Annotated in this window: 19 protein-coding genes and 2 tRNA genes; 13 read left to right on the plus strand and 8 right to left on the minus strand. The window is 70.1% G+C overall.

Features of this window, described 5'->3' with window-relative positions; all coding sequences use genetic code 11:
• Window positions 1-28: 28 nt before the first annotated feature.
• Window positions 29-940 carry an NAD(+) diphosphatase gene (nudC, locus tag KIP79_RS41635; protein WP_214110558.1) on the plus strand — a complete coding sequence of 304 codons (912 nt, stop codon included), beginning with the start codon at window positions 29-31 and terminating at the stop codon, window positions 938-940.
• Here the strand turns inward: nudC and KIP79_RS41640 are convergent, their stop codons facing one another.
• Together KIP79_RS41640 and KIP79_RS41645 are read right to left on the minus strand one after the other, a co-directional pair.
• Window positions 941-1,177: a mycoredoxin gene (locus tag KIP79_RS41640; protein WP_214110559.1), complete on the minus strand. Its 237-nt coding sequence runs from the start codon at window positions 1,175-1,177 to the stop codon at window positions 941-943. It lies immediately after the preceding gene.
• A 60-nt stretch (window positions 1,178-1,237) separates the two neighbouring features.
• Window positions 1,238-2,161 (minus strand): alpha/beta hydrolase, encoded by a 924-nt coding sequence (locus KIP79_RS41645; protein WP_250214720.1) that lies wholly within the window; start codon window positions 2,159-2,161, stop codon window positions 1,238-1,240.
• A gap of 126 nt (window positions 2,162-2,287) precedes the next feature.
• Here KIP79_RS41645 and KIP79_RS41650 point away from each other — a divergent pair, with 126 nt between their 5' ends.
• From KIP79_RS41650 to KIP79_RS41665, 4 genes are all read left to right on the plus strand, one after another.
• The gene (locus KIP79_RS41650; protein ID WP_372453750.1) at window positions 2,288-4,336 is read left to right on the plus strand and encodes an ATP-dependent DNA helicase UvrD2; all 2,049 of its coding nucleotides are present in this window, start codon (window positions 2,288-2,290) and stop codon (window positions 4,334-4,336) included.
• The gene (locus tag KIP79_RS41655; protein ID WP_214110560.1) at window positions 4,333-5,199 is read left to right on the plus strand and encodes an acyl-CoA thioesterase; all 867 of its coding nucleotides are present in this window, start codon (window positions 4,333-4,335) and stop codon (window positions 5,197-5,199) included. The genes KIP79_RS41650 and KIP79_RS41655 overlap by 4 nt, the downstream gene beginning before the upstream one ends.
• A 131-nt stretch (window positions 5,200-5,330) precedes the next feature.
• Window positions 5,331-5,660: a hypothetical protein gene (locus KIP79_RS41660; RefSeq protein ID WP_214110561.1), complete on the plus strand. Its 330-nt coding sequence runs from the start codon at window positions 5,331-5,333 to the stop codon at window positions 5,658-5,660.
• 123 nt (window positions 5,661-5,783) lie between these two features.
• Window positions 5,784-6,047, plus strand: a complete 264-nt coding sequence (locus KIP79_RS41665; RefSeq protein WP_155341624.1) for a WhiB family transcriptional regulator — start codon at window positions 5,784-5,786, stop codon at window positions 6,045-6,047.
• A gap of 266 nt (window positions 6,048-6,313) precedes the next feature.
• On the opposite strand, the gene KIP79_RS41670 is transcribed toward KIP79_RS41665, so the two are convergent.
• Complete coding sequence (locus KIP79_RS41670) at window positions 6,314-7,660, minus strand: ABC1 kinase family protein (RefSeq protein ID WP_214110562.1); 1,347 nt, start codon at window positions 7,658-7,660, stop codon at window positions 6,314-6,316.
• Entirely contained in the window at window positions 7,657-8,724 is a 1,068-nt protein-coding gene (locus KIP79_RS49075; protein ID WP_214110563.1) for a ThiF family adenylyltransferase, read from the minus strand. Before KIP79_RS49075 ends, KIP79_RS41670 begins: the two co-directional genes overlap by 4 nt.
• A 169-nt stretch (window positions 8,725-8,893) precedes the next feature.
• Between KIP79_RS49075 and KIP79_RS41680 the strand changes: the two genes are divergently transcribed.
• Window positions 8,894-9,409 carry a M48 metallopeptidase family protein gene (locus KIP79_RS41680; protein WP_214110564.1) on the plus strand — a complete coding sequence of 172 codons (516 nt, stop codon included), beginning with the start codon at window positions 8,894-8,896 and terminating at the stop codon, window positions 9,407-9,409.
• Window positions 9,403-9,984: a glycosyltransferase family protein gene (locus KIP79_RS41685; RefSeq protein WP_214110565.1), complete on the plus strand. Its 582-nt coding sequence runs from the start codon at window positions 9,403-9,405 to the stop codon at window positions 9,982-9,984. Before KIP79_RS41680 ends, KIP79_RS41685 begins: the two co-directional genes overlap by 7 nt.
• Here the strand turns inward: KIP79_RS41685 and KIP79_RS41690 are convergent.
• From KIP79_RS41690 to KIP79_RS41700, 3 genes are read right to left on the minus strand one after another with little or no spacing between them, the layout of a single operon-like run.
• On the minus strand, window positions 9,981-10,979 hold the full coding sequence (locus KIP79_RS41690) for an endonuclease/exonuclease/phosphatase family protein (protein WP_214110566.1): 999 nt from the start codon (window positions 10,977-10,979) through the stop codon (window positions 9,981-9,983). The genes KIP79_RS41685 and KIP79_RS41690 overlap by 4 nt on opposite strands.
• Before the next feature lie 42 nt (window positions 10,980-11,021).
• Entirely contained in the window at window positions 11,022-11,606 is a 585-nt protein-coding gene (locus KIP79_RS41695) for an NUDIX hydrolase (protein WP_214110567.1), read from the minus strand.
• A gap of 29 nt (window positions 11,607-11,635) precedes the next feature.
• The gene (locus KIP79_RS41700; protein ID WP_372453751.1) at window positions 11,636-12,901 is read right to left on the minus strand and encodes a zinc-dependent metalloprotease; all 1,266 of its coding nucleotides are present in this window, start codon (window positions 12,899-12,901) and stop codon (window positions 11,636-11,638) included.
• Window positions 12,902-12,965: 64 nt separating this feature from the next.
• Here KIP79_RS41700 and KIP79_RS41705 point away from each other — a divergent pair, with 64 nt between their 5' ends.
• The 6 genes from KIP79_RS41705 (at window position 12,966) to KIP79_RS41730 (ending at window position 19,116) form a co-directional block, all read left to right on the plus strand.
• Window positions 12,966-14,054, plus strand: coding sequence for an NAD-dependent epimerase/dehydratase family protein (locus KIP79_RS41705; RefSeq protein WP_308170178.1), 1,089 nt, complete (start codon window positions 12,966-12,968; stop codon window positions 14,052-14,054).
• Window positions 14,055-14,078: 24 nt separating this feature from the next.
• The gene (locus KIP79_RS41710; protein WP_214110569.1) at window positions 14,079-14,510 is read left to right on the plus strand and encodes a molybdenum cofactor biosynthesis protein MoaE; all 432 of its coding nucleotides are present in this window, start codon (window positions 14,079-14,081) and stop codon (window positions 14,508-14,510) included.
• 19 nt (window positions 14,511-14,529) lie between these two features.
• Window positions 14,530-15,588: a YlbL family protein gene (locus tag KIP79_RS41715; RefSeq protein WP_214110570.1), complete on the plus strand. Its 1,059-nt coding sequence runs from the start codon at window positions 14,530-14,532 to the stop codon at window positions 15,586-15,588.
• A gap of 130 nt (window positions 15,589-15,718) precedes the next feature.
• Window positions 15,719-18,628 carry a UPF0182 family membrane protein gene (locus tag KIP79_RS41720; RefSeq protein WP_214110571.1) on the plus strand — a complete coding sequence of 970 codons (2,910 nt, stop codon included), beginning with the start codon at window positions 15,719-15,721 and terminating at the stop codon, window positions 18,626-18,628.
• 98 nt (window positions 18,629-18,726) lie between these two features.
• Window positions 18,727-18,800: transfer RNA gene (locus tag KIP79_RS41725), tRNA-Met, on the plus strand.
• A 239-nt stretch (window positions 18,801-19,039) separates the two neighbouring features.
• Window positions 19,040-19,116: transfer RNA gene (locus KIP79_RS41730), tRNA-Met, on the plus strand.
• 287 nt (window positions 19,117-19,403) lie between these two features.
• On the opposite strand, the gene KIP79_RS41735 is transcribed toward KIP79_RS41730, so the two are convergent.
• Complete coding sequence (locus KIP79_RS41735) at window positions 19,404-19,817, minus strand: hypothetical protein (protein ID WP_214110572.1); 414 nt, start codon at window positions 19,815-19,817, stop codon at window positions 19,404-19,406.
• Window positions 19,818-20,476 lie beyond the last annotated feature (659 nt).

Raw genomic sequence — 20,476 nt, forward strand, 5'->3', positions numbered from 1 at the left:
CCCGCAGAGATACGGAAATATAAAGCCTGTGGAGATCTCTGAGGGCCTACTTGGGCCGCTTCTACTCGCCCGCGGCGCCATCGACCGGGCGGCCGTGCTCCGTCAGGACGCCGCCTGGCTGGACCGCGCCTGGGGCGACGAGAAGACCCGCGTGGTGGTCGTGCACGACGGAGAAACCCTGATCAGGCGGTACGGCGACGAGGCCGAACTGGTCCTGCTGGCGCCAGGGGAGACCCCGCCGGGGGAGCGGTACCTGCTCGGCGTGGACAGCGCCAGCGTGGCCTACTTCGCCGTCCAGGGCCCCCTTCCGGAGACCGGCGAGGGAGAACGGGCCGGGCTCCGCCAGGCCGGGGCCCTGCTCGGCGACCGGGACGCCGGGCTCCTCGTCTACGCCGTCGCCCTGGAAGCCTGGCACGGCTCCCACGAGTTCTGCCCCCGCTGCGGCACCCGCACCGAGGTCACCGCGGGCGGCCACGTCCGGGTCTGCCCCCAGGACGCCAGCCAGCACTTCCCCCGGGTGGACCCGGCGGTGATCATGGCGGTGCGGGACGACGCCGACCGCATCCTGCTCGCCCGGGGCCCCCAGTGGCCGGAGGGCCGCATGTCGGTCCTGGCCGGATTCGTGGAACCCGGCGAGTCCCTGGAGCAGGCCGTCATGCGCGAGGTCCTGGAGGAGGTCGGGGTGACCGTCACCGCCCCGCGCTACCTGGGCAGCCAGCCCTGGCCTTTCCCGCGCAGCCTGATGCTCGGCTTCTTCGCCCTCGCCGCCGGCACCGAGCTCACCCCGGATCCCGACGAGATCGCCGAAGCCCGCTGGTTCTCTCGCACCGAACTGCTCGCCGCCCTGGACAGCGGCGAACTCCGGCTGCCGCCCCCGGTCTCCATCGCCCGGCGGCTGATCGAGACCTGGTACGGCGAGCCCCTGTCCGGCGATTGGTAGCTATAACCCCAGCCGGGCCTTCACTTCGCGCACGGACGGGTTGGTGGACGCCGTCCCGTCCGGAAACACCACGGTCGGGACGGTACGGTTCCCGTTGTTGACACTCATCACGAATTCGGCGGCACGCGCGTCCCGCTCGACGTCGATCTCCTGGTAGGCGATGCCCTCCTGGGTCAGCTGGCTCTTCAGCCGCCTGCAGGGGCCGCACCAGGTGGTGGTGTACACCGTGAGCGCCATGTTCGTCCCTTTCTATAGGCGATCATTGGCAACACCGAGAGACCCCGCTGGTGTTCCCGGTCAGCGGGCCAGCCGTGCGATGACCCAGGACTGCACGGCCTCGGCCACCCCCGGCTCCCGATAGAGCGGGCTGCTGTGCTGCGCCCCGGCGATCGCCCGGATGTTCATCGCCACCCCGACCTCGTTCAGCGCCTGCTTCAGCATCTCGCTCTGGTAGGGCGGCACGAACTCGTCGGTGGAGTGCACGGTGAGCACCGGCGCGTCCCCCTCGCTGGCGTGGTAGGGGATCTCCATGCTGTTCCAGGTCCGCGGGCACTCGGTCGGCTCGCACTTGCCGGCCAGCGCGATCGCCGAGCGGCGTAACTTCCGCTGCTCCGGCGTGGCGCCCTCGTCCCCGTCGAAGTACGCGGTGAGCGGCGAGATCACCGGCGAGATCCCGACCACCCCGCGTAACCCGGGCTGCCCGTTGCCGTAGGTGCCGACCGCGGCCGCGATGTGCCCGCCGGCCGAGAAGCCGATCATCACGTACCGGTCGGGGTCCATGTTGAACTGGGCCGCGTGCCGCCGCATGGTGGCGATGGCGTTCAGCGCGTCCACCCGCTGGGCCGGCCAGGCGGCGTCCCCCGCCAGCCGGTAGTTGATGTTGATCACCACGTAGCCGAGCTGGAAGTAGCTCCGGCTCACCTCGGTCATGTACTTCTTGTCGCCGCTGGCCCACCAGCCGCCGTGCACCACGAAGACCGCCGGGCGGCGCACGCCGTCCTTCCGCCACCAGACGTCCATGCGCTGCCGGACGTGCTTGCCGTAGGAGAAGGTGCCCTTCTCCTCGGTGGCGGGGAGCGGGACGGGGGATTCGGATGCGCTGGGAGACGGATCTCCGCCCTTGGTGGTCACCGGAACGGCCGTGTTGGCGGTCGCCGTCGCCGGTGCGGCGAGCAGGACGGTCGCGAGAGCGAGCGCGCCGACACCAAGGGCTGCTTTCAAGGTCCTCTTCCTCCCGAACCGGATCCTGTTTTGCTCGCCGCTGACCGGGTCCTGGGACACGCTTGGTCGGCTGCTGGAAGGATGATGCCAGCAGACCCGGTCATCGCGCACGTTGGAGAGCGGCTTTTGGACGTATTGGCGGGACTCGATCCGGAACAGCGGGAGGTCGCCCTGGCGGTCCGCGGCCCGGTCTGCGTGCTGGCCGGGGCCGGCACCGGCAAGACCCGGGCCATCACCCACCGGATCGCGTACGCGGTACAGTCCGGCGCGGCCGACCAGCAGAGCGTGCTGGCGGTCACCTTCACCAACCGGGCGGCCGGCGAGCTCAAGCAACGGCTCCGCCGGCTGGGCGCGCCCGGCGTGCAGGCCCGCACCTTCCACGCGGCGGCCCTGCGCCAGCTCACCTACTTCTGGCCGAGGGTGATCGGCGGCGACCCGCCCCAGGTGGTGGAGTCCAAGCTGCCGCTGCTGGTGGAGGCCGCCCGGCAGCTGCGCCGCAGCCCCGAGCGGGCCGAACTGCGCGACGTGGCCGGCGAGATCGAGTGGGCCAAGGTCACCCAGATCGGACCGGAGGACTACCCGGCCGCCGCCGTCAAGGCCCGCCGCACCCCGCCGGTCCCCGCCGAGGAGGTGGCCCGCCTCTACCTGGCGTATGAGGACCTGCGCCGCCGCCGTCACCTGGTCGACTTCGAGACCATCCTGGAGCTCACCGCCGCCGTGATGACCGAACACCGGGAGGTGGCCGCGCAGATCCGGGCTCAGTACCGGTACTTCGTGGTGGACGAGTACCAGGACGTCAACCCGCTCCAGAAGCTGCTGCTGGACACCTGGCTGGGCGGGCGGGACGACGTGTGCGTGGTGGGCGACCCCAACCAGACCATCTACTCCTTCACCGGCGCCACCCCGCACTACCTGACCAACTTCGCGGTGGAGCACCCCGGGGCCAAGGTGGTCCGCCTGGTCCGCGACTACCGGTCGACGCCCGAGGTGGTCTCCCTGGCCAACCGCGTGATGGCCAGGTCGGTGCACCGGCTGGACCTGGTCGCCCAGCGCCCGTCCGGGCCGCAACCGGTCTTCACCGAGTACGACGACGAGCCCGCCGAGGCGCTCGGGGTGGCCCTGACCGTCAAGAAGCTGATGGCCGACGGCGTGCCAACCCGGGAGATCGCCGTGCTCTTCCGGATCAACGCCCAGTCGGAGGCGTACGAGCAGGCGTTCGCCGAGTCGGGGGTGCCCTACCTGGTGCGTGGCGCGGAACGCTTCTTCGAGCGGCCCGAGGTGCGCAAGGCGGTGGTGATGCTGCGCGCCGCGCTCCGCTCCGCCAACGAGGCCGGGCCGCTGGCCCCCGCCGTGCACGACATCCTCTCCGGCGTCGGCCTCACCCACGAGCCCCCGTCCGGCGTCACGGAACGCGCCCGATGGGAGTCGCTGCGGGCGCTGGCCGACCTGGCCGAGGACCTCGCCGCCACCGGCGCCGACCTGTCCGCCTTCGTGGCCGAGCTGGAACGCCGGGCCGCCGAGCAGCACGCGCCCGCGCTCGAGGGGGTCACGCTGGCCTCGCTGCACGCCGCCAAAGGGCTGGAATGGGACGCGGTCTTCCTGGTCGGCGTCCACGACGGCATGCTGCCCATCGTCTACGCCGAGTCCCCCGAGCAGGTGGAGGAGGAACGCCGTCTGCTCTACGTGGGGGTGACCCGGGCCCGCGAGCACCTCCACCTGTCCTGGGCGCTGGCCCGCACGCCCGCCGCCCGCCGCGCCCGCCGCCCGTCCCGCTTCCTGGACGGCCTGTCCTCCGCCGCCGCGCCCGCCCCGCGCACCACTGCCCCTGCCCCCGCCGTCCGGCGCCCGCTGGCCGCGCCCGTGCAGTGCAGGGTCTGCGGGCGCACCCTGGCGGTCGCGGCCGAGCAGAAGCTGGGCCGGTGCGCGGGCTGCCCGGCCCTCTTCGACGAGGCGCTGCTGGAGAGCCTGAAGGCGTGGCGGGCGGCCACCGCCAAGGAGAGCAAGGTCCCCACGTACGTGATCTTCACGGATGTGACCCTCCAGGCCATCGCCGAGCGGGTGCCCGCCAGTGAGGCGGCGCTGCTGTCGATTGCGGGCATCGGACGGGTCAAACTAGAGCGATACGGCCAAGCCGTACTGGAGCTTTGCCGGAGGGTGACCCGGGAGGACGTGTGAACGCGGCCCTGAAAGAGCTGCTCGACCTGCTCGACCTGGAGCAGATCGAACTCGACATCTTCCGCGGGCGCAGCCCCGAGGAACGCATCCAGCGGGTCTTCGGCGGGCAGGTGGCGGCCCAGGCGCTGGTCGCGGCCGGCCGTACCGTGCCGGCCGGACGGCAGGTGCACTCGCTGCACGCCTACTTCATCCGGCCGGGCGACCCGGCCGTCCCGATCGTCTACAACGTGGAACGGGTGCGGGACGGGCGCTCCTTCACCACCCGGCGGGTGGTCGCCATCCAGCACGGCAAGGCGATCTTCACCATGTCGGCCTCCTTCCACATCCACGAGGAGGGACTGCATCACCAGGCGGCGATCATGCCCGCCGCGGCGGAACCGGCGACCCTGCCCACCTTCCAGGAGCGCATGCGCCCCCTGCTCGGCGAGGACCCCGAGTGGGCCGACTGGGTGAACCGCCCCCGCCCGGTGGACGTCCGCTACGTCGACAGCCTCACCTGGGAGGCCCAGCGGGACCCCCGCCTGATCAGCGCCGAGCACAACGTCTGGTTCCGGTACGACGCCGAGCTGCCCGACGACCCGCTGCTGCACGTGGTGCTCGCCGCATACGCCTCGGACTACACCCTGGTGGACACCGTGCTGCTGGCGCACGGCCTGGCCTGGGGCGTCTCCGACATCACCGGGGCCTCACTGGACCACGCCATGTGGTTCCACGCGCCGCTCCGGGTCGACGACTGGGTCCTGTACGCGCAGGAGTCCCCGTGGTCGGGGAACGCCCGCGGACTGGCCCGCGGCCAGATGTTCACGCCCGCAGGGGATCTCGCGGTGTCGGTGGTGCAGGAGTGCATGATCCGGGTGGGCTGACCCCCGAAAAATCCACAAAATCGCAGGTGGAAAATAGGTTGCCGGGGTACCGGGTTCACGATTAGGGTCATGGACAAGTCAGCCGGACGGTCCTGTCCGGCGAAGGGAAATCTGAGATGGAGGTGAGTCAAGTGGAGAGCACTTACGCGATCGGCAGAGGCGACGTCTTCGCCGTGTCCGGCCTGCCCGCTCTGCCGTGGCTCGCCGCCGTCCGTCCCGCCGCTCCCACTGCGCTCGCTGCTGCTGCGCCGCAGTCGAAACTGCACCAGGAGAAGGCCCTACGGCCGGAATCCCACGGCTTCCGCGCCACCCGTATGTCCACTGCTCACACCACCCGCGTCGACGTCACCCCGGTCCGGACGGCCCGGCGGATGGCCGATGCGCAGACCAGCCACAACGCCTACCCGAATGGCGGAGTGCCGGGTCCGCAGTACGCCTGGAGAGAACCAGTCATAACCTGACAGGTCTCTGTCTCCAGGCCGCGGATCCGCACATCGGATCCGCGGCCTTCTTGTTTCTCTGGCCACGTATCCCCGCACCGAAGAGGACAACCGACCAACCCGATTCCAAAGAAGGTGACGCAGATGGCGGCCCCGGTCATGGACCTGATCGAAGCCGAGATCCCCTGTCGTACCGAGCCCGACCTGTGGTTCGCCGAGTCTCCGGAGGACGTGGAGTTCGCCAAGGCGCTCTGCGGAGGCTGCCCGATCCGGGAGGCCTGCCTGGCCCGCGCGCTGGAGCGCGAGGAGCCGTGGGGCGTCTGGGGCGGCGAACTCATCCTGCGGGGAACGATCGTTCCCCGGAAGCGGCCGCGCGGGCGTCCCCGCAAGACTCCCGTCGCCGCGTAGTCCTCAGCCGACTTCTTCACTTCACAGAAAGCAGAACCGACATGAATATCCAGGCCATCACCGGCTCGTCCCTCTACAAGGAACTGGTAGACGAGCGAATACAAGGCCTCCACCAGGAGGCCGCGGAGCATCGCATCGCCAGCCGAGTTCGGAACGTGCAGAAGGCACGCCGGCAGGCCGAGCGCGCTTCCGCCCGTCTCCGCGCGGCGCTCGCCCGCGTATAGGCAGCTACTGAAAGGCCCGGGCCTCATGGCCCGGGCCTTTCCCTATTCGCCTTGAGATTCGCTTCCGGGCTTGTTTCTGGGCTCGCTGTCCGCGAAGCCCGGCACCCAGGTGATGACCTCGTCCCGGAACCGGGCGGTGGTCCCCAGCTGGCAGAGCACCCCGACCCCGGCCGCGTGCACCCGGTGGATCAGCACGTACGAGGCCGGCAGGTTGAGCTGGCGCACCACGTTGGTCGGGCGTAGGTCGGCCACGCTGGCGGCCTGCGCCTGGAGCCACTCCCGGCTGAAGGCGAACTCCTCCACCTGGGTCGGCTCCACGTACGGCGACAGGAAGGCGCGCAGCGCCTCCACGTCCACCGTGATGTGCGGGAGGATGAACCCCTCATCGCGCAGCCCCTGCACCACGGTGTCCATGTCACCCTGGTTGAAGATCCGGGTGAGCCGCCCGAACATCGGCGGGTACCCGTCCGGCAGCCGGTTGACCGCGCCGAAGTCGAGCACCCCGAGCCGCCCGTCCGGCAGCCAGCGGAAGTTGCCCGGGTGCGGGTCGGCGTGCAGCAGGCCCACCCGGGCGGGTGAGGAGAACAAGAAACGGACGAGCAACAACCCCGCCCGGTCCCGCTGTTCGGTCGTGCCCTCGCTGATCACCCGGGACAGCGGCGTGCCGTCCAGCCACTCGGTCACCAGCACCTGCTCGTTGGCCGCGATCACGTCGGGCACGCAGAAATCCGGATCGTCCTTGTACTCCAGGGCGAACGCGTGCTGCGCCTCGGCCTCCTGGAAGTAGTCGAGCTCCTCCGCCACCCGCTCCCTGAGCTCGCTCAACACCGACTTGATGTCCAGGCCCGGCAGCAGCGCCCCGAAGAGCTTGCCCAGCCGGGCCAGCTGATTGAAATCCGACAGCAGCGCCTTCCCCGCCCCCGGGTACTGGATCTTCACCGCCACCGCGCGCCCGTCGTGCCAGACCGCCCGGTGCACCTGCCCGATGGAGGCCGCCGCGGTGGGCGTGTCGTGAAAATCCAGGAAGTTCTCCCGCCAGTCCTCGCCCAGCTGATCGGCCAGCACCCGGTGCACGGTGCCCACCGGCAGCGGCGGCGCCGCCTCCTGCAACCGGGTCAACGTTGCCCGGTACGGCCCGGCGACCTCCGGCGGCAGCGCCGCCTCGAAGATCGACAATGCCTGGCCGAGCTTCATCGCGCCGCCCTTGAGCTCCCCGAGGATGCGGAAGATCTGCTCGCCGGTGCGCTGCTGTATCTCCTGGGCGACCAGTTCCGCGGACTTGCCGCCGATACGTTTCCCGAGGCCCAGAGCGGTACGGCCGGCGAAGCCCAGGGGCAGCGCCGCCAGTTTCGCCGAGCGGGTGACGGCGTTGCGCGGAAGGTCGTTCACCGGACCATTGTTAGCGCAGCCTGGTCCTTTCGACTACAACGACATTGCGGATGGCGTGACCAGGCCCGTTGTCGCCAGCGAAAATCAGCGGAAATTTCGACTGTGCTGTTGCTCACACCTGGCCCTGTCCCGTCCAGGAACGCCAGCGCGTGACCGGCCGTCAGCGCCGCCACCAGGGCGGCCAGCACCGTGTCACAGCTGCTCTCCCCGCTCGCCGAGGGTGTGGTGAACACCCAGCCGGGGTCGGCGTCCCGGCGGCCGAGGTCCCGGCAGTCCAGGCAGGCGGTGACGCCGGGCAGCACCAGCGGCCCCACCTCGCCGCAGCCCTCCTCGCACCCGGCCACCAGGTGGGGGATGCGCCGCGCGGTCAGCTCCCGGACCAGCAGCGGGTCCGGCGCGCCGGTCAGGATCACCAGGTCGGGTCCCGGCGCGCCGTCGCCCAGGCCGGCCGCCTGTCGCCCCGGCCAGGCGTGCACTTCCGGGGCCACCACGCGGGCCCGGGCGAGCACCCCGTCCTCCCGCGCCGCGCCCAGCTCCGCGCCGGTCAGCCCGCCCGGGGCCAGGTCCTCCCGCCGGGTGGGGGCGGGGTCGAGCACGCAGAGCCGCCCGACTCCGGCCGCCGCCAGCAGCGTGGCCACCTGGGCGCCCACCCGGCCCAGGCCGTACACCCGGACTCCGGCGCGGCGGCGGCGCTCCAGCGCGCCCCAGCCGCCGTCGGTGGCGGCCAGCGACAGGACCAGACGGTCGGGGGCCAGCCGCTCCCGCTCGGCCGGGGAGAACGCGGGTGGGCGGACCGTCGCGTCCTCCAGCAGGCCGCGCGCGGCCAGCAGCCGGACCGTCTCCCCGGCGGTGTGCTCGTCGATTTCGCTTAGGGCGATCGCCTGGGCCAGCGTCCGGGTGCCGTCCAGGTGCTCGATCAGGCGCCGTACCTGCGGTTCCACCTCGGTGAGCAGCACCGCGCGGGCGGGGTGGCGGCCGAACTGGAGAGTGCGGGAATCCCGCGCCAGCACGCGAAGCGCGGGTTTGACGCGGGGGCGGCGCGGTGCTTCTTCATGGCGTCCCATAGCCGCGAGACGCTGCCATACTTCTTTCTTCTCACGGGCAGGTTTTTTCCGCCCTGTGGATAACGGAGGAGGTCAGCGGGGCTGTTTAACATCAGGGAAACGTTGATTGACCAGGGAGAACGTGATGTACCCCCTGTGGAATTCCGCGCGTGTCGGATACCTTGCATATGTGCCCCCCGAGACAGTCGAGGTTCGTCGGAGCGCACGTCGGCGGCGAACCGTTTCCGCATACCGCGATGGTGACAAGACCATCGTGTTGCTCCCCGCTGGTCTCAGCACGACCGACGAAGAACAGTGGGTACGCCGCATGCTCGATCGCCTTGCGGCCAAGGAGCAGCGAAAACGCCCCAGCGACGACGACCTGCTGGATCGCGCCAGAGAGCTCTCCACGCGCTACCTGGACGGGCGGGCCGAACCCGCCAGCGTGCGCTGGGTGGAGAACCAGCTGCACCGCTGGGGCTCCTGTACCCCCGATCATGGCACGATCCGCCTGTCGGCCCGACTGCGGGGTATGCCCGCCTGGGTGGTCGACTACGTGATCATGCACGAGCTGGTGCACCTGCTCGTACCGAGTCACGGCCCCCGCTTCTGGGCGCTGGTGGAACGTTACCCCAAGGCCGAGCGGGCGCGCGGTTTCCTTGAAGGATTCTCCATGGCGGCTAGCGGCTCCGCGGAGGAATGTTGACTGATCGTATCGCGGCGGTGCTCGTTACTCCTGCCCTGGGGTCGGCAACGCCTCCCGGGGTCGCGCCCGCTGACTTCCTGCGTGCCCTCGCCGAGGACACCTACGAGATCGTGGCCGGCCTGGACCTGGTCCGGCCGGTCATCCTGACCGCCGGGGTGGCGGGGCTTGAGGAGATCGCCTGGCCGGGCACACCGGTGATCGAGATCGGCTCCCCGGCCAAGGCGTTCGCCGCGCTGCCCACCGCCGACGAGGCCGTGGTGGTCAGCGCCGACGCGCCCGACCTGCCGCCGCTGCTGATCGGGAAGCTCTTCCGCGAGCTGGGCCGGGCCGAGCTGGCGGTCTGCCCGGCCGAGAACGGGGGAGCCGTCGCCGTCGCCGCCCGGCTGCCCTTCCCCGCCTGGGCCGACCTGGACTTCGACCACCCCGACGTGGTCCGCCACCTGCGCGGCCAGGCTCCCGGCCCGCGCCGGGTGGCCACCGGGCCCGGCTGGCACCGGCTGCGCGGGCCCGCCGACCTCGCCCGGCTGGACCCGGGCCTGGAGGGCTGGGAGAACACCCGGGCCCTGCTCAGCTAACCGTTCGGCGCCTTCTCCGGTAGCCGCAGCTCGGCCAGCAGCGCCCGATGGTCGGTCCCCGGAACGGTGTGCAGGCCGGTGGCCAGCACCCGCACCCGGGGATCGGCCAGCACATGGTCGATGGTGATCACCGGCGGCAACAGCCGCCACATGGCCGGCCAGGTCGGCGCCAGGCCGCTCCCGGTGGCCGCCGCCGCGTCCACGTACCCGAGATCCAGCACCCGGCGGAACTCCGCATGGTCCTGAGTCGCGTTGAAATCCCCCACGAGAATGCGGATCGCGCCGGGATCCGGCCCCGGCATCGACCGCAGCCCTTTCCGCCAGGGCGGCACCCCCTGCCGGAGCGGGTTGACCGGGTGAACCGCCGCCACCTCCACCGGCCCCGCCCCGGGCACCTCGATCCGCCCGAACGGCATGCGGTGGCCGTGCGCCGGGGCGAACTCGGGCAGCGGCTCGATCGGGAAACGCGCGTAGACGGCACTGCCCGACGCTCCCCAGGCCGGCTGGGCGTGCTGGTGGGGCAGCAGCTCGGCCAGCCCGCCCTCGCTCAGCCGCGCCGCCGCCCCCGGGGTCAGCTCCTGCAGGCTCAGCACGTCCGGGCGCAGCCGCCGTACCAGCTCAAGCACCGCGCCGGTGTCGGCCTGGCCGATCATCAGGTTCAGCGTCAGCACCCGCAACACGGGGCCGTCCGCGGCGGGCTGGGCGGCGGGCACCGCCCGCGGCAGCACGGTGGCCGCCAGCGCGATCACCGCCACCAGCCCCGCCACCGCCGCCGCCCACTTCCGGGCCAGCGCCGCCACCAGCAGCGCCACCACGGCCACCAGCCCCACGTACGGCGTGACGGTGCTGAGAATCGCCCCCAGGCCGCCCAGCTCGATCCCGGCGGCCCGCAGCAGCGCCCAGACCGCGCAGGGCACCACCAGCAACCAGATGAACCGCCGTTTTCCGGGCTCAGGGGTCGTGACGGTGCCCCCCACCTCCGTGACGTCCGCCAACGACCGCGCTCCTCGCTGTTCGGCCCCCTTGTCACCCCGACCCTAGCCAGCGGGTCGCGCGTCCCCGGTGCGGGAATCGTCGAGATTCGGTGCAAGCGCCGCCCGCGCCCGCCGAGCCAGCCGGCGCGTCGCCTCGTCGCTCAGCTCGGGGATGTCCGCCACCGGGAACCAGCGCAGGTCCAGCGACTCCTCGCTGATCACCGCCTCCGCGCCGGGCGGGGCCACCGCGCCGTACTCCACGTCCAGGTGCCAGCACTGCGGCGGGTGGCACCAGACCTCGTGCCGGTCCAGCGCCAGCGGGCCCGGCAGCAGCCGCAGCCCCGCGATGCCCGACTCCTCGACGGCCTCGCGCAGCGCCACCCCCGCCAGCGAGGTGTCGCCGGGCTCGCAGTGGCCGCCCATCGGCAGCCACATGCCCGCCTTCGGGTGCAGCGTGAGCAGCACCTTGGCGCCGTCGTGGGAGAGCACCGCGGTGGTGGCGGTCAGATGGCCGGGCACGCATTCGCGCCACATCCCGTCCGGGTGCTCGGCCAGATGGGCCAGAAACTCCTTGCGGAGCAGCTCCTCCGTCTGGGAGGGCGCGGTCCAGGACTCCAGGGTCGTCACAGCGTCGTAGTGCAGGCTCACCCAGCGGAGCCTACTCGGCGCGCAACCGCCTATTCGGGAGCGCCGTCCGGCTTATCATCGGGTTTCTCATCAAGCTGGGACAGATCGAAGTCATCCCGCTCGCGTACGAACCCGGTGGGATCGTCCAGGTCGGCCGCCTCCGGCATCAGGTCCGGGTGGCTCCAGATCGCGTCCCGCCCGTCCACGCCGCGCTCCTCGCCGAGCAGTCGCCACAGCGTGGCCGCCTCGCGCAGCCGCCGGGGCCGCAGCTCCAGGCCCACCAGGGTGGCGAAGGTCAGCTCGGCGGGACCGCCGGTGGCGCGGCGCCGCCGCACCGTCTCGGCCAGGGCCGAGGCCGAGGGGAGCTTGCCGGCCGCCGCGGCGTCCACCACGGTGGCCACCCAGCCCTCCACCAGCGCCAGCGCCGTCTCCAGCCGGGCCAGCGCCGCCTTCTGCCGCTCGGTCTCCTCCGGCTTCAGCAGGTCGCCGCCGGTCAGCAGCTCCTGGAGCTTCTCGGGGTTGTTCACGTCCACCCCGCGCAGCTTCTCCTCCAGCGCGGAGATGTCCACGTTGATGCCCCTGGCGTACTCCTCCACCGCGCCCAGCAGGTGCGAGCGCAGCCAGGGCACGTGCTGGAAGAGCCGGTGGTGGGCCGCCTCGCGCAGCGCCAGGTAGATGCGGATCTCCTCGGCCGGGATCTCCAGGCCCTCGCTGAAGGCGGCGATGCCGCCGGGCAGCAGCGCGGCCGTGTCCGACAGCGGCAGGCCGATGTCGGTGGAGCCGATCACCTCCCGGGCCAGCGTGCCGAGGGCCTGGCCGATCTGCTGACCGACCATCATGCCGCCCATCTGTTTGAGCATGCCCATCAGCGGCCCGGCCATCGCCTGGGCCTCGGCGGGCAGCCCGGAGGCGCCCAGCGTGCCGCCCATGGTCTCGACCATCTTGGCCGCGACCGGATCGCACAGCTGCTGCCAGACCGGGGTGGTCTTCTCGATCCACTCCGACCGGCTCCACGCCTGCGGCGCCGACACCCCGCTGGGCAAAGTCGTCGCCTCGTTCAGCCAAAGGTCCGCCAGATTCAGGGCGTCGGCGATCTGACGTCGCTCGCCCTCCATCACGCTCGGATCACCACCCTCGGCGACCACCGCGTGCCTGGCGATGTTCTTGGCCATGTCCCAGTTCACCGGCCCGGAGCTGGGCGCCGCCGAGAGCATGTCGGCGAACTGCCGCATCGCCGAGGCGATCTGCTCCGGGTTGCCGAACATGGCGAACGGGTTCTCGTTGGGGTCGTTTTCGCGACCTGGCAGATCAGTCACCGCGCCACCTCGTGCAGGATGGAGGAGTCCACATCCGCCACGTTATCCGCCGTGGGGCGGATCAGTGCAAAGTGAGGACCTCGTGCCGACCTCGAAACGCCATCGTCCGCCCGTCGTCGCCGTCACCGGCGCCGCCTCAGGGATAGGTCGGGTGTTCCTCGCCAAAGTGGCCTCGTCTGCGGATTTCCGCCGCGTTGTGGCCATCGACGACCAGCGCGGCGACGTCACCGACGTCACCTGGCGGGTCCTTGACATCCGCGATCCGCTCTTGGCGAACCGCATTTCGGATGTTGACGTACTGGTGCACCTGGCCGGAAACTACGCGCTCGACGCCGATCCGGTCGAACGCCGGGCGTACAACATCAGAGCCGCCCAGACCGTGCTGACCGCCTCCGCCGCCGCGCGGGTGCGCCGGGTGGTGCTGGTCACCAGCGCCATGGTCTACGGCGCCGCCGCCGACAACCCGGTCCCGCTGGCCGAGGACGCGGCCGTGGCCGCCGAACCCGACACGGGCGTGGTCGGCGACTACCTGGAGATCGAGTCGCTGGCCCGCCGGGCGCTGCGCGCCCACCCCGGCCTGGAGGTGACCGTGCTCCGCCCGGCCGCCCTGGTCGGTCCCGACGTGGACACCGTGGTCACCCGCCACTTCGAGGCCCCGCGCCTGCTGGTGGTCAAGGGCTGCCTGCCGCGCTGGCAGTTCTGCCATATGGACGACCTGGTCTCCGCCCTGGAGGTGGCCGCGCTCGGCCAGGTCACCGGCGTGGTCGCGGTCGGCTCCGACGGCTGGCTGGAGATGGAGCAGGTGGAGGAGGCCTCCGGCCTGCGCCGGTTCGAGCTGCCCGCCGGGCTCACCTTCAGCACCGCCCAGCGGCTGCACCGGCTCGGCCTCACCCCGGCCCCCGCCACCGACCTGCACTACGTCGTCTATCCGTGGGTGGTGGCCACCACCAGCCTGCACCAGGCCGGCTGGAAGCCCACCTGGACCAACGAGGCCGCGCTGCAGGAACTGCTCGCCCACCGCGAGGGCCGGCACGCCGTGGTCGGCCGCCGCCTCTCCGGCAAGGACGCCACGCTCACCGCGGCCGGCGCCACGGTGGCCGTCATCGGCACCGCCGCCATCGTGCGTGCCGCCCGACGCAAGAAGAAGGCTTAGCGGGAGAGGACTTAGACTCAGCCGGTGGACGTCATCCGCTTGCTCGCGATCCGCGACACCGCGCTCTCCGCAGACGAGGTGCTCGCGGCCGTGGCCGACCACGCCGCCGGCGGGACCGCGCTGTTCATCGGCACGGTCCGGGAGCAGGACCAGGGCAGGCCGGTCACCCGGCTCGCCTACTCCGCGCACCCGAGCGCCGAGGCCGAGCTGCGCCGGGTGGCCGAGAAGGTCGCCGCCGACCACCCGGTGACCGCGCTGGCCGCCGTGCACCGGACCGGCGACCTGGCACTCGGCGAGATCGCCGTGATCGTCGCGGTCGCCGCCCCCCACCGGGCCGAGGCGTTCACCGCCGCGCGGCAACTCATCGACGACCTCAAGCGCGAGGTCCCCATCTGGAAGAACCAGCAGTTCACGGACGGCTCGGCCGAATGGGTCGGTGCCTGCCAGGACGCCTGAGACGAGAAGAGCTTCCCGCGTGACTCGACGTGCCCTGACCCTGATCGTGGCCGGTTTCCTCACGCTGGCGCTGGCCGTCGGCGGGGCCCTGCTGCCGGTGCCGTACGTGGTGCTGAGCCCCGGGCCGACCGAGAACACGCTCGGCGACGTGAAGGGCAAACCGGTCATCAACGTGGAGGGCCGCCAGACCTACCCCACCAGCGGCCAGCTCAGCCTGGTCACCGTCGCCTACCAGGGCGGGCCGGGCAACCGCATCGGCCTGCTGACCGCGTTGCGTGGCTGGTTCGACAACACCATCGCGGTGGTCCCGGAGGAGACGATCTTCCCTCGGGAGCGTACGGTCAAGCAGGTCGAGGAGGAGAACACCGCCGAGATGGCGGGCTCCCAGGAGACCGCCACCGCCGCCGCGCTCAACCAGCTGCAGATCCCCGTGAAGAACGTGATCAAGGTCAGCACCACCGAGAAGGGCAGCCCCGCCGAGGGCAAGCTCAAGCCGGGGGACGTGATCGTCGCGGTCGACCAGGTCCCCACCGCCGACACCACCGCCGTCGCGACGGCCGTGCAGAAGCACAAGCCCGGCGAGCAGGTGGTGTTCACCGTCCAGAGCAAGACCGGCGAAGACGGCAAGACCGGCGAGACCGAGGTGCCGATCACCACCATCGCCGGGCCGGACGGCAAGGCCATCGTCGGCGTGCGCATGGGCATGAGCTACGAGTTCCCGTTCAAGGTCAACTTCAGCGTCGGCGACGTGGGCGGCCCCAGCGCCGGCCTGATGTTCTCGCTCGGCATCTACGACAAGCTCACCCCCGGCCCGCTCACCGGCGGCAAGGCCATCGCCGGGACCGGCACCATGGAGCCGGGCGGCAAGGTCGGCCCGATCGGCGGCATCGAGCAGAAGATGGTCGGCGCCCGCAAGGCCGGCGCCACGATCTTCCTCACCCCGGCCGCCAACTGCGCCGCGGCCGTCGGCGCGGTCCCCGACGGGTTGCGCTTGGTAAAGGTTGAGACGCTGGACGGAGCGATCAAGGCGCTGGACGCGCTGCGCACCGGATCCGGGACGGTACCGGCCTGCTCCTGAAACCACACCTGCGCTTTTCGCGGTGTAGGTTGCCAGGCACGGACCGTTGTGCTCGTGCACGGAGTTTTAACGTGCACTGACATTTAAGGGGTTGGCGTTGAGCTTCCGGAGCCCCGGTACCGGTCGGGCGATGCGTCTGCCCCGCCGGCCGCGACTGCTCATACCCGTCGCGATCACCCTGATGGTGCTCGTGGTTGGGCTGTTCATCTTCGCCGGGATCTACACGGACTACCTGTGGTTCGACTCGGTGGACTTCACCGGCGTCTTCTCAACCATGATCTTGACCCAGGTGCTGCTGTTCCTGGCCGGGGCCATTCTGATGGTCGGCATCGTGGGCGGCAACATGACGCTGGCGCACCGGGTGCGCCCCATGTTCGGGCCCGGGATGTTCGGCAACGCCCAGGGCGCCGACCGCTACCGCCTGGCCGTGGACCCGCACCGCAAGGTGGTCTTCCTGATCGGCATGGCCATCCTCGGCCTGTTCGCCGGTTCCTCCACCGCCGGGCAGTGGCGGACCTGGCTGCTCTTCCAGAACGGCACGCCGTTCGGGCAGAAGGACGCCGAGTTCGGGATGGACCTGTCGTTCTTCATGTTCACCTATCCGTTCCTCCGGATGGTGCTCAACTTCCTGTTCACCGCGGTGATCCTGTCCATCATCGCGGCCGCCCTGGTGCACTACCTGTACGGCGGCTTCCGCATCCAGACCCCCGGCGGGGTGCACGCCTCCCGCGCGGCCAGGTCCCACATGTCGGTGCTGCTCGGCGTCTTCGTGCTGCTCAAGGCGGCGGCGTACTTCCTTGACCGGTACGGTCTGGTCTTCTCCGACCGGGGCAAGGTGTTCGGGGCCTCCTTCACCGACATCAACGCGGTGCTGCCGGCCAAGGGCATCCTGGCCGTCATCTCGCTGATCTGCGCCGTGCTCTTCTTCGCCGGCGTGGTCCGGCCGGGCGCCATGCTCCCCGGGGTGTCCCTCGGACTACTGGTGCTCTCCGCCGTGCTGATCGGCGGGGTCTACCCGGCGCTGGTGGAGCAGTTCCAGGTCCGGCCCAACCAGCAGGCCAAGGAGAGCACGTTCATCAAACGGAACATCGACGCCACCCGTAATGCGTACGGGGTCGACAAGACCGTGGTGACGCAGTACAGCGCCAAGACCGACGCCTCGGCGGAGGTGCTGCAGAGCGAGTCGGCCTCCATCCCCGGCATGCGGCTGCTCGACCCCAGCCTGCTCTCCCCGACCTACCAGCAGAAGCAGCAGATCAGGGGCTACTACCAGTTCCCCGAGCAGCTCGACATCGACCGGTACCCGACGTCCGAGGGCAAGTTCCAGGACACCGTGGTGGCCGTCCGCGAGATGGGCCTGCCGCCGGAGGCCCAGCGCAACTGGATCAACGACCACCTGGTCTACACCCACGGCTTCGGCTTCGTCGCCGCCCCCGGCAACCAGGTGGACAACAGCGGCGTGCCGAACTTCACCGAGAAGGACATCCCGCCCACGGGCAACCTCGGTGAGTACGAGCCCCGGGTCTACTTCGGCGAGAACTCGCCCGAGTACTCGATCGTCGGCGGCGAACCCGGCACCACGCCCGTCGAGCTCGACTACCCCGAGCAGGGCAGCAGCGGCCAGAAGAACAACACCTACACCGGCAGGGGCGGCGTCTCCGTCGGCGGCATCTTCAACCGCTTCCTGTACGCGCTGAAGTACGGTGAGACCAACCTGCTGCTCAACTCCAACATCAACACCGACTCCCGCATCCTCTACATCCGGGAGCCGATCGAGCGCATCCAGCAGGTGGCGCCCTTCCTCACCCTGGACCGCGACCCCTACCCGGCCGTGGTCGGCGGGCGGATCGTCTGGATCGTGGACGCCTACACCACCTCCGACGCCTACCCGTACTCGGAGCCCAAGAGCCTGGAGACGCTCACCACCGACGTGTCCACCTCGCGCCTCGGGGTGCCGCAGTTGCCCCGGGACATCATCAACTACATGCGGAACTCGGTGAAGGCCACCGTCGACGCCTACGACGGCACCGTCACCCTCTACGAGTGGGACTCCTCCGACCCGGTCCTGAAGACCTGGCAGAAGGCGTTCGGCGGCATCATCCGGCCGGCCTCGGAGATCTCCCCCGAACTCCGCAACCACCTGCGCTACCCGGCCGACCTGTTCAAGGCCCAGCGGGAGATCCTCACCCAGTACCACGTGACCGACGCCAACGCGTTCTTCAGCGGCCAGGACTTCTGGAAGGTGCCCGAGGACCCGGCCACCAAGAAGAGCAAGCAGCCGCCGTACTACGTGACCATGAAGATGCCCGGCCGGACCGAGGAGAAGTTCTCGCTGACCACGACCTTCGTGCCGAACGGGCGGCAGAACATGGCGGCCTTCATGGCGGTGGACGCCACGGCCGGGCCGGACGCCAAGCTGGAGATCCTGCAGTTGCCGAGCAACACGGCCATCCAGGGTCCCCCGCAGGCGCAGAACACCTTCCTCTCCAACACCACGGTCTCCCAGCAGCTCAACCTGCTGCGCGGCACCGGCGGCGCGACGGAGGTGCTGTACGGGAACCTCCTCACCCTGCCCTTCGGCGGCGGCCTGCTCTACGTGGAACCCGTCTACGTGCAGCCCAAGGAGGAGACCTCCGGACGTTTCCCGACGCTCCAGAAGGTCCTGGTCCTGTACGGCGAGAAGGTCGGCTTCGGTAACAACCTGCAGGAAGCCCTCCAGCAGGTCTTCGGCGGCAACCTGACGCCGACACCCGGCACCGACGAGCCCGACACCCAGCCGGAGACCAAACCCGACCCCACCCCCGAGACCGCCAGCCTCACCGCGACCCTCGACAAGGCCCAGAAGGCGTACGAGGACGCCCAGAAGGCTCTCTCCGCCAATCCGCCCGACTGGGCCGCCTACGGCACCGCCCAAGCCGCGCTGAAGGCGGCCCTGGACGAGCTGGCCAAGCTCCCGACCACCACCCCGGCCTCTGCGTCGGCCTCGCCCTCGGCGTCGCCGTCACCCACCGCCTCGGCATCACCTTCCGCCGGGCCATAGCCCGGGCTTGGGAACCCCCGTACCCGGCCGGGTACGGGGGTTTTCCTATTTGGTTTGCCTCGCCTCTGAGCCATGGATAAGATTGCAGAGCAAGCCGACGCGGGGTGGAGCAGCTCGGTAGCTCGCTGGGCTCATAACCCAGAGGTCGCAGGTTCAAATCCTGTCCCCGCTACTACGAAGGCCACGGCCTCCAGATTCTGGAGACCGTGGCCTTATTGTTTTCTCGGCATCGTGGGATTCCATTTCCTGGCGCGTCCACCGCTCCTGCCGGAGATCACCGAGGCGGCGCCGGAACGTCGGCCGCGGAGAGGGGGTGCCGACCACGATGAGGTCCTCTGACCTGGTCGTTCCCGGGCCGGCGGCCTGTTGATTTGCCTTGGTCCGTAGGTGTGGATAGCCTAGAGATACCGACGCGGGGTGGAGCAGCTCGGTAGCTCGCTGGGCTCATAACCCAGAGGTCGCAGGTTCAAATCCTGTCCCCGCTACCAAGGAAAGGCCCGGAGGAGACTCCGGGCCTTTCGCTTTTCACGGACGGTGTTCACGGCTCTTTCGGAGATCTGAGCACATCCAGAAGATCTGGACGCTTCAGAAGATCCGGATCTTTTCAGCTGGACGGGGGATCGAGCCGCTTGCCAGGCCTTCTTCTGTCGGGCCGAACTCGCGGAGGACAAATCTGGACTGTGGTCCGGTTAGTCAAGCGCAACCAAGGCTGCGCGAAGGCCTTCCCGGGCGATGACGGTCAAACGACCGTCATCCGCATCGGGAGGCAGAAGGATCAGTGCGGCAACGAGCGGCTGATGCCCACACACCGGCGCAGCCGGCTGCTGGCGGGGCCACCCCTGCGCCGCGGCGGAACCGGGGTCTCGCCGATGGCGGCCAGCAGCTCCTGGGCGGCCTTGGCGTCGGACAGGATCCGGCCGACCTCCTCGCCGGAGGGCAACTGGCCGTGCTTGGCGAGCTCGTGGATCACAAAGAGCAGCGGGTTCTCGGCACCCGTCTGCTGCGCGGCGACGCTTGCCCGGGAGGCGGTCAGCAGCGCGAGGTAGTAGGTGCGCAAGGTCGCTTCCCGCATGCGAACCTGCTCAAGGTCGTCCAGCAGCTCACGCGCTATGCGAAGCAAGTCGCCCGCGTGCGCGGCCTCGGCCGCGAGGTGCGCGCGGATGTCGTCGAACTCCGACCGCTGCGTCATGATGGCCACCTCCACGACGGGAGTCCAGGCGTCTGGTTGGCGCCGGCGGTGACTCCCGCATCTTGATTCGTAACCGGTGGCGATTGCGGATGGGTTGACATCGGCTTGCTCATACCGCCGTGCTGGGCCACCCGATCGCCCGGTGCTACTTAGATGCGCGAGTGACCTGGATGGTTGTCAGCCATCGGCGCGCGGTTTGCGGCGTGAGCACTCGCCGGAACTGTTAGTCTTCTGGAGTCGGCATGGCCCGGCGCAATCCACCTCTCCGCTTCGGCAGCTGGGGTGCGTCTTGCCCGGGAACAGCCGATACCCCGTATAACCAGCCAATTTGGATCGCGGTTTGCCAGCCGCAGTCCGATCGGGTAAGTTAGAGGGGTTGCCCCAGATTTGGGGCGGTTTGGATTCCTGTACGATGACCGTATCGCAGTCAAGCTCCCAAAACAGGGAGAATTTGACACAAGAACGGAAATCTGCGAGAATGGTGCATAGACACCCCTGAGTCACACGGCCTGGCCGGCCATGTTCCTCTGGTGTACGTGTGCGTTTCTTGAGAACTCAACAGTGTGCTAAAAGCCAGTGCATGATGCACAACCCCGTCATTTTTGACGGATTCCTTTGGTTGACATTCATGTGAATGTTGGCCAGGAGCATTTCTTCAA

It is taken from the genome of Acrocarpospora catenulata (assembly GCF_018476525.1).
In the GTDB taxonomy this organism is placed as follows: domain Bacteria; phylum Actinomycetota; class Actinomycetes; order Streptosporangiales; family Streptosporangiaceae; genus Acrocarpospora; species Acrocarpospora catenulata.